Genomic DNA, 12,929 nt, shown 5'->3' with positions numbered 1-12,929 from the left:
GCGTGGCATCCGGCCAGCAGGTTAAACCAATCGTCGCTACGTCAACCGATGGTTAGCGCCGCGCCGTCGCTCATGGCATCGCGTTGCCGGGCGACCATCTCGCGGTAAGGCCCGCCACGCCGCATCAGCTCTTCATGCTTGCCCCGCTGAACGATTCGCCCCTCGTCTAGCACGACGATCTCATCGGCCTGGGCAACCGTCGAAAGCCGGTGGGCGATAACAAACGTTGTGCGTGTGTGCATCAGCGTATCGAGCGACTGCTGGATAAGCTGCTCAGATTCGCTATCGAGGTTGCTGGTGGCTTCGTCCAGGATCAGGATCCGTGGATTGGCAAGGATCGCTCTGGCGATCGAGAGTCGCTGCGCTTGCCCGCCTGACAAACGCACGCCGCGTTCGCCGATGAGCGAATCGTAGCCAGCGGGCAGATCCGTAATAAACTCGTGGGCGTTAGCCGCTCGCGCGGCTTCGATCACCTCGGCATCACTCGCGTGACGGCGGCCGTACGCGATGTTGTCACGCACGCTGCCGTCGAACAAGAACGTCTCCTGCTGGACGACGCCGAGCAGGCTGCGATAAGAGTCCAAACGCAGATCACGCAGATCGATCCCGTTGAGCGTGACGCGCCCCTCGGTCGGGTCGTAAAAACGCGCAACAAGATCGGTAACCGTGGTCTTGCCGGCACCGCTGCGGCCGACCAAGGCAATAACCGATCCGCCGGGGGCGGTCAAATTAAATGCGTGCAGCACGGGCACGCCGTCGTTGTAGGCGAACGTGACGTCCTCGAAGCGGATCTCATCCACATGGCGCGGTGCCTCAAGAGCGCCTGGCCGATCGGGCTTATCCTCGGAGCTCTCCAGCACCTCGAACACACGCTCCATGCCCGCCAGCGAACGCTGCATCTCGCTGAACGAGTTAACAATCTGCCAGACCGGATTGAGCAGCATGAAGGTGTACCACTGGAAGGCCATAATATCGCCGACCGTAGCGCTCCCCGCGAGCTGCAGGAATCCGCCGTACCAGATGATCACCACGTTCACGGTGGCCAAGATCAGGGCCCAGCTGCTCCAGAGCACGATCTCACGCCGGTGGGCGAACAGTTCTTTGCGGGCGATCGTGTGACGACCCACCAGGAAGCCGGCCAGTTCCCGGGTCTCACGTTGGAAAGACCGCACCACGCGGATGCCGCCAAAGGTTTCGCTAACGCGGGCGTCGATCTCGGAGTTTTCCTTGCGCATCGAGCGATAGATGGGTCGGATACGCCGTGCCACCCACATGCTGATCAGCATGGCGGGGGGGATCACCGTCATTGCCGTCAGCGCGAGCCGCCAGTTGACCGCGAGCAAGATGCCAACCGCGATCAGCAGCCTCGCCAGCGAGACCGCCGGCGAGATCACCGCCAGCTGCATCAGCCCCGTCGTGCGGTCGATATCGCCACTCAGACGCGACAAGATCCCGCCCGTCTTCATGTCGTTGAGCTTGCCGAGAGGCAAACGCAACAGTCGCCCGAACAAGGCCCGCCGCAGAGAAAGGACCACCCGCAGATTGAGTAGCCGCTGCTGACAGTTCTTCCAGATATCGAGCAACCGATCCGAGAGAACCACCACCAACAAGACGGCTCCGGCCACATGCAGCCGGGCAAGACGCTCCGCACGGGTGAGCCCCTCGCGCAGGAGCACATCGTCAACCACATAGCGCATGAAGAGTGGCTGGGCGACCTCGAGCGTTGCCACCGCCAGGGCCAGGCCCATCATCAGCAGGATGGCACCCCGATGAGGCCAGAGCCACGCCAAGTACAGCCGAAGGTACCGGCGGCGTTCGTCATTGCCGTGCCGATCTTTCTTTTGATCCGAGGCTTTGGCGGCTGACGGAGCTTCGCTTTCTTCATCGTGGGTGTAGGAGCGAACATCGCCCGTAGCGTACGCCTGGCGGAACCGCTCAAACCGCGCCCGAGAAGGTTCCTGGCGATGCGTTTTGGCGGAGGCGGGACGGGCAGAGGGGGGCGTCGAGCGGGACAATCGGAGGGCCTGAGGGGAGAGCTACTTGAATGCCTCGCAGAAGGCTGCCCGGGTCTCGGCACCAGGAAGGCGACGGGGCAAACCGTAAAGGGGGGCGAGGGCTTGGGAGGCTGGCAAGGTGGCACCCAACGTGCCTGTACCATGACAAACTAGCGCGATCCGCCGTCGGGGCAAGGGGACAGACGGAGAAAGCCCCCCCCCCGAAGCGAGCCTCGCCCCGTCTGCAGACATCGTGCAGGAGACACCTCCGCTGCGGGCATTGACCAGCTCCAGGTAGTGTCCCGGCCTGCTTGTGCCTCGCTTTGCCCGACGCAAGGGGCCGCTATCACAACCCGATTGTTCGTCACAATCGTCAAGATCGATCGAAGTCCAACGACCGTACGGGTCGATAGCGGGAGTGTAAGCGATCGATTTTCGATCCAACCACAAGATGGCAAGATGGGGGGGCCCAATGTCTGCCAGACACGCCTGGGGTGCGCGCCGCGCAGCTGTTGCAAACTCGTTCTTGATGGCGCTGTCGCTGACTTCAGCGGCCTTTGCCGATCAAGATTTCTACGCCATCGAAGAGCCGCAAAGCACGGTCGTGTTTGTCGGCGACGGGCCAGAAGCCCCCGCGGCGGGGCAGCCAACCGCCCCGGCTTACCGCACGGTATCGACGGGGGCTGACCTCATCGAGCGAGCCTGCCATCCCTCGCCGGAGCAGTGCTTCAATTACGAGCCGGAGTCTTGTGACTATGGCTATCAGCCGGCTTGCGACGCATGTGGCGAGCTTGCCTGCGAGTGCGGCCCGCCCTGTAAGCCCCGGCACCACGGTTTCTTCTTTGGCGAGTTCCTGTATCTGCGGCCCACGGGCGGCGACGTCACGCACGCCCAGCAGCAAGACGGGATCGGCGGAGCCGGCACCGCGCCTTACGGACGTATCGCATCAATCCAGCAAGACTACGAGCCCGGGTTCCGTGCGGGCATGGGAATCAATCTGGATGACTGCGCGAGCCTCACAGCGTCTTACACGTTCTTTGAATCGAGCGCGGCGGATTCGCTCATTCCGCCAGTTATCCCGGGGGGCGGGGGCGCTGTTCGCTCGTTGGTGCACCACCCGCTTTCCACCATCACCGCGTCGGTCGGGCCTGTTGACGCGACTCAGAACATCGACTTTCAACTCGTCGATGTGCTGTTTCACGATCAGCTGCTCGGCTGCGACTGGTGCTCGCTGGGCTACTCGCTAGGTGCTGTCTATGGCAACCTCGAGCAGGATTTTGCCCAAACGGGGGTCTTCTCCGGCGGAGCCGCAGGAACCATCGACACCGACACGATGATCGATTTCGATGGCGGAGGACTCAAAGCGGGCCTCGATCTGGAGCGTCACGTCGGACGCGGGATTGTGGTTTATGGCAAGGTGTCTGCTGCGGCGATGAGCGGCCGCGTCAACGCCGACTACACGATGGTCAACTCGACCACCGACGTTCTTCTTGCCGAAGCACGCTGGCAAGACAATCGCGTCATCTCGCAGGTTGAATACGAGATCGGTGTCCGGCTTAAGACGACTAACGATCGCATGCGGGTATCGGCCGGCTACCAGTTCCAACACTGGGGCAACGTCGTCACGACCAGCGACTGGGTCGATGCCGTACGGGCCGACAACTACACCGACTTGGGCGACACGATGAGCTTCGACGGGTTGGTTGCCCGCGTGGAACTTCGGTACTAAAGGCTCACAAACCCCCTGCACGGGGGGTCGCTTCTTGGCAAACCGCCGAGAGCGGCAACAAGATTGCACTAAGCAACCCGCTCGCGCGACAGCGCGAGCGGGTTTTTTTGTTGATTTGACGTTCTCAACAGGGCCGCGTGGCATCGGGTTGTCCGCAACAGTTGCTTGATCCCCTCCGCAAGGAATGCCTATACTCCGCAACCAACTCATATTGCCCATCCATAAGACCCGCTGCTAGCCGATCTGCTGGCACGGTCTCGATAGCCTGCCCCCCCAGACAGACCGCCATGTTCCGATTCGTCCGCCGCGGGAAAGCGCTGCTCACCGGTTCTCGCAAGACTTCCTCGATCGACCGGGTGCTGGATTGGAAACGGGGGCGTCGGCTTAGGGCCGAACCGCTGGAGGACCGCCGCCTGCTGGCAGTGCTGATCGGTGGCGGGGCAGGGGGCGGAGGCAACGACATCGAGGCATTGAACGACCTCGAGCCGCCGCTGGGGCAATCGATCGGTTCGGAGCCGACGGTCTCGATCGCCAACTTCCGCGTGGATAGCGCCGTCGGCGACCAAACCGATGTGTTTCGCTACCGCGCTCACCAGACGGGCAAAATCGTTCTCGAGGCTTTCGCCACCAACAACGCGATCGATATCGATGTGGTTGATGATCTGGGCGCGTCACTTATCGGCGGGCCCCGCGCCGCGTCGGAAGTGATCACCCTGCCCGCGATCGAGGGAGAACTCTACTACTTCACGGTCACGGACTCAGACGGCGCGCTCGGTTCGGGGACCGTTTATGCCTTGGAAATCGAGAATCTCCACGCGCCGGTGCCCAGCGGCCTGGCGCTCACGCCCGACTCCGACACCGGGGCCTCGAATTCAGACGGTATCACCTCGGACAACACGCCTTCCTTCGTCATCCAGAACGATCTGGAAACCTTTCTCGAGATTCCCCGCGCCGACGTTCAGATCGGCACCATCGATAGCGAAGGTGGCATCGGTTACGACACCGATCTGCTGATCACCAATCGCACCAGCGGTGCCGTAACGGTGATCGATGCCGATCGGCTCGGCCTGAGCGCAGCATGGACCGCCACCGCGCCCGCGCTGCCCGATGGAGAGTACATCGTATCGGCACGCACGCGGGTGATTCTTGGGCAACCGCTCTTGAGCGCCGAGAACGCGGTGTTTGTGATCGATATCTCCGGCAGCACCGGCAACACTTTTGCTGGCGATTCAATCGGTGACCAAAACGGCGACGGGACACCGAATACGATCCTCGACGCCGAGATCGCGGGGTTCAAGGCGCTCAATCAGCAACTGATTGACCGCGGCAGCGGAAACACCGCGATGGTCTCGATCGTGGCGTTCGAATCCGTAGCGAATCTGATCGACATGGACCCCGACACGCCGGGGATTCAGTTCTTCACGACGCCGCTTGCCGACACCGATGGCGATGGCACAACGAACGTCGAAGAGGCGTTGATGCTGTTGCGCGACACCGGCGGGACGGATTTCGAATCCGCATTTCAAGGGGTGTTGTCGTCGCTCAGTCAGGCGGGTTTCCCCAACGGCTCAACGGACGTGGTATTCCTCTCCGACGGTGACGGCGGCTCCGGATTTGCTGATGAAGTCGCTACGATCCGCGACACCCTGGGACAGAACATACGGGCCTTTGGCGTCGGTGCGGGCTCGTCGCTAGACCTGTTGTTGGCGATGGACCCCGCGGCGATCCGGTTCTCGAATACCAATGAGCTGATCGCGGCATTCAATGGGGGGGGCGGCGTGGGTGGCGGCGCTGTTGGCTACTCGCTGCTTTCCGAACCGATCTTCATCACGATTGCCTCGGAAGGAGAGCTTGGTGCTCCTGCCGCTCCCGACCTGCTGGCTAGCAGCGACACGGGCATGCGAGACACGGACAATGTCACCTCGATCCGCCAGATCGCGGTCAGCGGCTTTGGTCCGCAGAACCTGGAGGTTGATGTCTTTGCCCGCCGGGTTGTGAACGGCGTCGCGGGCCCCGCTTTGCTGGTCGGCGAAGGCACGATCGGAACCGACGGCAGCGACGGCGTTGCGGGCGACGGTCAGGGCCTCTGGGAGATCACGCTCGAACCGCTTGCCGACGGAACCTATGACCTCTTTGCGATCTACGAAAACGCCGCCGGTGTGCGTTCAGCCGAGGGCGACGCGCTGCGTGTCTGGATCGACACGGACGCGCCCAACACGCCGTTCCTAGACCTGACGACCGACGCCGGACGGTCCAGCGCCGACGATGTCACGCTGGTGTCCCGCCCGACGGTTGTCATGCGGAGCAACGCCACCACGGCGGGAGGAGCCACGAACGGCTTCCCCAATGACGTGAAGTTCCGTCTGTACGTGCGTCCCGACGGCAACGTGGGAGCCAGCGAAACGCTCGTTTACGACAGCTTTGCGGACACCGGCGACTTTGTGACATTTGCCGACATCACCCGCCAGATTTCGCTCACCCTGAACAACACGAACGGGACCGCCATCCCCGACGGCGTTCACAACTTCAAGCTGGAGATCGAAGATCGCGCGGGCAACATCAGCCCCGACTTCTTGCTCCCCTTCGAGATCGATACGGTAGCGCCCCCTGTAGCGTTCGGTGATCCGACCGATGCGACCGATGGGCTGGACGCGGCGAGTGACACCGGAGTCGCCGCCGACCCCACCACGCTGAGCGATCGCATCACAAGTGACTCGACCCCAACGTTCTTCGGCCAGGCCGAAGCGAACGCCATTGTCCGGCTCTTTGCTGATCTGGATGGCGACGGTGCCGTCACGGCGGGCGATCTGTTGCTCGGCCAAACCGTGGCGATCCCCCTAAGCGGTAACAACGCCTTCGCAACCGGTCGGTGGGAGATCACTTCGGCGATCGACCTGAATGCGGCTTCGGTCTTCCCCCTGGATGGTCTACGCCAACTGCTCGTGACCGCCGAGGATGTCGCCGGCAACGTCAACACCGCTTCGGATGGCGAAGGAGACACCGAGCAGCGGCTGGGTATCTTCCTGGATACGCAGGGACCCCAGGTCGGCGGAGTCTATGTCACCGGCGAACGGGACTATGACCTATTTGATCCCAAGCCATCGACCGACGGCCCAACACCGCTGGTGAACAGCCTAGACATCGACTTTGTCGACTTCCCGATGCGGGGAATGGGAGGCGCGGTGGGTGCCGGGGCAATCGATGTGTTCCTGCTGTTTGACGATACGGGAAGCTTCTCGGGAGTCGCCCCCACCCTGACGAGCCAGTTCCCCAGCATTATCGCCGCCTTGCAGGCAGCCATTCCCGGTATGGACCTGGGCTTTGGCGTGGGACGTTTCGAAGACTTCGGCAACGGTTCGGGCAACAGCACGGGCAACAACCTGCCCTTCATTCTGAACCAACCGATCGTCCTGGATAGCACGGTCGGCTTCACCGACGCAATCAACAGCGCCTTGACCCGAGTGGCACCAGGCGGCGGAGACGACTCGCCCGAGTCGGGAATCGAAGCCCTGTTTCAGATCGCGACCGGGTTAGGGTACGACGGCAACTCGAACGGTTCGGTGCTGGACAACGGGGTCGCGGGCTCGCAGGGGCCGGGAAACAATCCGCAAACGAACCCGGGCTCCTCGGGCGATGTGCCCAATTTTGGTTCTTACACCCCGGCCGGCATGCAGTTGCCGGCAGCGGGAAACCGGGGCGGTGGCGGCTTCCGCGACGGAGCGACCCCCATCATTCTGGTCGCCACCGACGTCGGCACACGCTACTTCGACACCAATTCGGCTGATAGCGGCGAAGTGTTTGTCGGAGTCGATGGCGTGATGGTTTCCGAAGCGAGTTTCTTGCCCGGCAGGGACACCGAGTTTTCGGGCCCGGTCGCCGCAGGACGCGGGATCCAGGAAACCATCGACGCGCTGATCGGGCTTGGCGCGATCGTGATCGGCCTGGGAGACAATGCCAACTTCAACGGCTCCGGTCCCCGCGATTACCTGGAAGCGGTTTCGCGCCTGACAGGCTCCACCAACCAAAGCGGGGCGAGTATCGCGAGCGGCATCGCCGGCGATCCGATCGATCCGGGCGATCCGTTCTACTTCCAGATCGATCCCAATTCGGGCGAGAACATCGCGAGCGCGATCGTTGCGGCGGTGACGGGGGCGGTCGGCGGCGGCTTCGTCTACCCGGCAGTCGCGGACACGATCGCGACCAATCCGGGCCGCTACCGTCTGGTTGGCGATCGGGTAGGCCTGGTCGCGATCGAGTCAATCGAGTTCATCGACAACACCATGTCGGGCGGCCCCGGCGAGACCACCATCCGTCTCAATTTCTTCGATCCGCTCCCCGACGACCGGTACACCCTGACGATTGTCGATTCGTTGACCGACGATCCGGGCAACCGCTTAGACGGCGAGTCGAACGCCGCTGAGCCGCAGGAGACGCCGCTCTTTCCTTCGGGAGACAAAGTGCCGGGCGGTGACTTCGTGAGCCGCTTCACCGTTGACTCCCGGCCCGAGATCGGAACCTTCGTCGCCGCCAACATCTCGATCGATGCCAACGGCGACTTTGTCTGGAATCCCTCGACGAGCGTTATCGGTGGCGACGCGACCAACGCAGACCTCTCGTTCACGCTGCCCGTGCGAACACCGGCCGGTGCAATCGGTCCGGGCGGATACAACGTTAACGACCTTGCTTTCGCCGGCAAGTTCAGCCTCGACACCGCGGGGCAGTCTGACGGGTTCGACACGCTTGCCGCGTTCGGTTACTCGGCCGAACTGGGGATCTATCGCTGGCTGATCGATCGCGATCACGACGGCGTGGTGTCGCTAGGCTCCGGCGATATCATCGCGGCTCAGAGTCGCTACGTGCAGTGGTTTGACACCGCCGGGGCGATCCCTGTTGCGGGCAACTTTGACGGCAACCTCGCCAACGGCGACGAGATCGGCCTGTACAACCGGGGATCCTGGCTGCTGGACACCAACCGAGACTTTGTGCTCAGCGGAGGCGACGCGCTTTTCTACAATGGATTGATGGGGCACCCGATCGTTGGCGACTTCGATGGCGATGGCCTCGATGATGCTGCGGTGTTCAACAGCAACCAGCTCTTTTTTAACTTTGCCAACGACGGTCTCACCGACGCCGCGGAAGAACTGATTATCTGGGGCTATCCTGGGGTGCTCGACCGTCCCGTTGCCGCCGACTTCGATCAAGACGGCATCGACGACATCGGGCTGTGGGTCCCGCGCAACTCCTCGGCAACGCCGCGGACAACCTCGGAGTGGTACCTCAAGCTGTCGGGCAACCCCGACTCGGCGGCCCGTCCCGCCAATTACGGCAGCGCGACCTACCTCAACCATCCGTTCACACCAGCTCCGTTCGGCAACGATCGGTACGCCGAATTCGGCGATGAGCTGGCCCTGCCGATCGTCGGCAACTTCGATCCGCCGGTTGCGGGGGGAGCCTCTTCGGCCGGCACGACCAGCGGTGCCCTCAGCGCAGCCACGCGCAGCGTGACACCAATGCCCGCATCGATCGCTTCGGCGATCGTCATGGCAGGCGACATCGACGCCAACGGCAAGGTCGATATCGCCGACGAGCTGGCGTGGCGAGCAGCCTATGGCTCTTCCGATCGCGCGGCCGATCTGAATGAAGACGGCGAGGTCGACGTCGCCGACTACACGGTCTATCGCGACCACGCCGGCGCGGTAGCGGCGGGCTTCTCGGTCTTGCAAGCGACCGCGATCAAGTCTTCTAGCATCGCCACCGGCTCGATCGGCATTTCGGCTTCGCCCGTGGTCGTCGCTCCGCTCGCAGCGCGGGAAGCGACCACGGCGGAGACTCCCGCCAGTACGGCGGCCGAATCGCTGGCGGAACCGGGCGCATCCGAAGCACCGCCAACACCAGTTGGCTACAGGCTCGCTACCGCTGCGTCGTCACGAGCGCAGCGGCTCGTAAGGTTACGCAGCACGGCACGCACCGGAGACGATGCCCTGGGGCAAGCGTTGCTGCTGCTGGCTTCGGACCCCAATGCCAGCGATTCGGAGCTCAAGGAGAGTGGTCTGAAATCAGACGGTCGCACGCCAACCGGCAGCAAAGCCTCGACCGATCCGCTGGATGAGGCCCTCGCCACCCTTGCCGGTCCGCGGTGGCGCGGCGTCTAACGCTAAACGCTTAGCCTGCCCCTTAGCTAAGGGCTCGGTACCCGCTCAGGGCTCTGACGCCGAGAGCACGCGATCAAGGGCCCGGACAATTTGTTCCGACCAGACCGCGTAGCCCTCGGCAGACAAGTGCAAATTGTCCTCGCGATACAATGAGAGCTTAACACTTTGCCCGTCTTCGGTGAGAAAGTGGTTTGAAGTATCGACGTAGTGAGTCCGATCTCGCTTCTCGCAGGCGTGCTTAAGGGCGGCGTTGCCGGCCGCGATGTCGGACCACGCTTGAAAACGTAGGGGCGTAGGTCGGACATCGACACAGAGCACTTGAGCCTCGGGCTCATGGTGGTGCAACCGATCCGCGACATAGCCGAACCACTCACCAAGTTCGGCCGGACTCTTGTCGCCAGCTCCTCCGGTGATGTCGTTCCCGACAAAAACGACCGCCGCGCGATACGCATGGGGCTCGATCAATCGGGGAAGGTAGTAGGCCAAATCGGAGTACTTGGCACCGCCGTAGCCGCGTCGGATCACCCGGTAGGGGGCGAGGTCGGCATCAACCGACTCCCACAGCCGAATGCTGCTGCTGCCGACAACCAAAATCGAATCACGGTGGGGGGTGGGCTCACGGATCGCTTCTAGCTTAGAGATGTCGCTTTCCCAGCCCGCGATCTCTGCCCGATAGGGCGTGAAGTCGGGGGGCGTGGGCAGGTCGGCCCACGCGACGAGTGACGCCAAGAGCAGCCAGCACTGTGCCAGCATGCCGATCCAGGGAAAAGAACGTGACACCGGACGAGGGAGTGGTTTCAGCATGAGGTGCACCGGGGATAAGGCCAAAGGGGTAGCCGAGCTGTCAGTTCGATACTGTAACCAGCAAGGGCGTATCGCACGGCGTGACTGCGTACTCTTGCTCCCCTGCGTACAGCTTCAGGCCCCTCCTTTTCACGAGGGTATTCTGTGCCAGGAGGATCGCCCTCGGCAACTAAACTTAAGTCGTCGGCAGCCGATCGGTCGGGCGCCATAACGCCAGCAGTGATGCGTCGCGAAGGGTGGCAGTCACCGCCATTGAGGCTGGATAGGAGCGCGTAAGTTACTCGGCAGCGTGCGGATTTTGCGCGGCGACTGCTGCCTGCTCAGGGCCTCCACAATCCGGCGTTTGGACCCGGCGAGCATCTCGCCAGCGGTCCGGTGTGGCTGTTCGGCTACCGTTTGGCTGGCTTGCCAGGATATGATAATCTAGCAGCCTTAGCGCGGCGTTCAGATCTCGGATCTGCCCCTCGGCAACCGATCCGGCGGCCGCACCAAAACTCCTTCCGACAACTCGTGCATTATCTCCGCAGAATCAGTGTCGCCCATGAGCCGGGCTTCTTCCGGCTGTGGGGCATTGGATTTATCTGCGGTACAGCGTGACCTAACCAGGAACGTGCGAAGCGATGAAGAACTCCGAAAACAAGAGCGGCCCTGTGTCGCGACGTGACTTTATCCAAACCTCGGCCGCCGCTACCGCTGCGGCGGCGGTTGTCGCTCCGGCGGCGCGAGCGCGAGCGGCCGTGGCGGCAAACGAGCGGCTCCGCATCGGCTTCATCGGCGTGGGGGGCAGGTGCCAAGAGCACGTCAACTCCGCCATCCAGCTGCAGAACAACCCGGGCAGCGTTGAGTGTGCGGTCGTCTGCGACGTGTTTAATGAGTACCGCGATGGCACCGCACGCAAGATCGAAGAGAAAACCGGCAAGGCACCGACCAAGACGGGCGACTACCGCGACATCATCAACGATCCGTCGATCGATGCGGTGGTGATCGCGACGCCCGATCACTGGCACGCCAAGCAAACGATTGATGCGCTCAGCGCCGGCAAGCACGTGTACTGCGAGAAGCCGATGACGCACACCGTCCAGGAGGCCCTGGACGTTCACAAGGCCTGGAAAGAGTCCGGCAAGGTCATGCAGGTGGGCGTGCAGTCCACCTCGCTACCCGTTTGGAAGAAAGTCAACGAAGACATTCGCGGCGGCAAGCTCGGCAAGGTGCTGCAGTACCAGACCGAGTACTATCGCAACTCGTCGATGGGTCAGTGGCGTTACTACACCCTAACGCCGGCCATGACGCCCAAGAATATCGACTGGGACACGTTCCTCGGCCACGAGCAGGGACTGGCCCCCAAACAGGCGTTCGACCGAGCGAAGTTCGCCCAGTGGCGTTGCTACTGGGACTTTGGTTCGGGTCTGTACACCGACCTGTTCGTGCACCGCACGACGTCGATGCTCACCGCAACGGGGCTCCGCTTCCCCGGGCGGGTGGTCGGTGCCGGCGGCATCTTCTTTGAGTACGACGGCCGCGAGGCGCCGGACGTGGCGACCGTCGCCGCGGACTTCCCGGAGGGCGTTCAGGGCCTAGCAACCGCCACCATGTGCTGCTCGAACACCCCCATTAAGCAGCTGATCCGCGGCCACAACGGCTCGGCTGTCTTCGGCACGGGTGAGGAGTTCACGGGCTACGATTTCGTCGCCGAGCGACCGCAGGTGACCATGAACTCGAAGATCAAGAGCGAGCGCGTCGACGTCACACGACCCGAGAGCACCACGTTCGCACACTTCGATAACTTTGTGGAAGCGGTGCTTGCCGACGACCCAGCGATGGTCAACTGCGATCCCGAGCTCGGTGCCGCGGCGATGGTGATCGTTAAGCTCGGTGCGATGAGCTATCGCAACGGCAAGGTCTATCACTTCGATCGCGACACGATGACCTTTGGCACGGGCGACAGCTCGTGGGCAAAGCAGTGGGAAGAGATGTCGTACGCCCACGCTGCCCCCCGCCACGTTCCCGGCTGGACCGCCGGAGACACTGGCAGCAAGCTGTACCCCGAAGATTATCAGAAGCTCGCCGGGCCCTGGACCAACGGCGTCGATCCCGCGCAGAGCTAAGCGGTAGCGGCCATTTTGCTTGCCGCGTCGGCTCTTGCCGACACCGATTGAGTTGCTGAACAATCGCGTCTGAGCCCCTGCCTCCTCTTGATGAGAAGGCAGGGGTTCTTCTGCATTAGTGGCTCGCGGCCAATCATCGCCAGCC

At 62.8% G+C, this 12,929-nt stretch carries 5 protein-coding genes; 3 read left to right on the top strand and 2 right to left on the bottom strand.

Features of this window, described 5'->3' with window-relative positions:
* Positions 1 to 41: 41 nt before the first annotated feature.
* A complete protein-coding gene (locus tag Pla111_RS14710) occupies positions 42 to 2,015 on the bottom strand; it encodes an ABC transporter ATP-binding protein (RefSeq protein WP_146575206.1) in 1,974 nt (657 codons plus the stop codon).
* A gap of 508 nt (positions 2,016 to 2,523) precedes the next feature.
* On the opposite strand from Pla111_RS14710, the gene Pla111_RS14705 reads away from it, so the two are divergent.
* Positions 2,524 to 3,723 carry an Lpg1974 family pore-forming outer membrane protein gene (locus Pla111_RS14705; protein ID WP_146575205.1) on the top strand — a complete coding sequence of 400 codons (1,200 nt, stop codon included), beginning with the start codon at positions 2,524 to 2,526 and terminating at the stop codon, positions 3,721 to 3,723.
* A gap of 287 nt (positions 3,724 to 4,010) precedes the next feature.
* The gene (locus Pla111_RS14700) at positions 4,011 to 9,875 is read left to right on the top strand and encodes an Ig-like domain-containing protein (protein ID WP_146575204.1); all 5,865 of its coding nucleotides are present in this window, start codon (positions 4,011 to 4,013) and stop codon (positions 9,873 to 9,875) included.
* A gap of 45 nt (positions 9,876 to 9,920) precedes the next feature.
* Here the strand turns inward: Pla111_RS14700 and Pla111_RS14695 are convergent, their stop codons facing one another.
* Complete coding sequence (locus Pla111_RS14695) at positions 9,921 to 10,655, bottom strand: GDSL-type esterase/lipase family protein (protein WP_197525059.1); 735 nt, start codon at positions 10,653 to 10,655, stop codon at positions 9,921 to 9,923.
* Positions 10,656 to 11,299: 644 nt separating this feature from the next.
* On the opposite strand from Pla111_RS14695, the gene Pla111_RS14690 reads away from it, so the two are divergent.
* Positions 11,300 to 12,784: a Gfo/Idh/MocA family protein gene (locus Pla111_RS14690; RefSeq protein ID WP_146575202.1), complete on the top strand. Its 1,485-nt coding sequence runs from the start codon at positions 11,300 to 11,302 to the stop codon at positions 12,782 to 12,784.
* Positions 12,785 to 12,929: the final 145 nt, after the last annotated feature.

Source organism: Botrimarina hoheduenensis, assembly GCF_007859815.1.
GTDB classification, from domain to species: domain Bacteria; phylum Planctomycetota; class Planctomycetia; order Pirellulales; family Lacipirellulaceae; genus Botrimarina; species Botrimarina hoheduenensis.
The sequence above is the reverse complement of the archived record's forward strand: the minus strand, read 5'-3'. Positions and strand labels throughout refer to the sequence as shown.

Bases quoted from the DNA above. Each gene is read 5' to 3' on its own strand.
- Pla111_RS14705 (WP_146575205.1), top strand. From the start codon at position 2,524: ATGGCGCTGTCGCTGACTTCAGCGGCCTTTGCCGATCAAGATTTCTAC.
- Pla111_RS14700 (WP_146575204.1), top strand. From the start codon at position 4,011: ATGTTCCGATTCGTCCGCCGCGGGAAAGCGCTGCTCACCGGTTCTCGC.
- Pla111_RS14690 (WP_146575202.1), top strand. From the start codon at position 11,300: ATGAAGAACTCCGAAAACAAGAGCGGCCCTGTGTCGCGACGTGACTTT.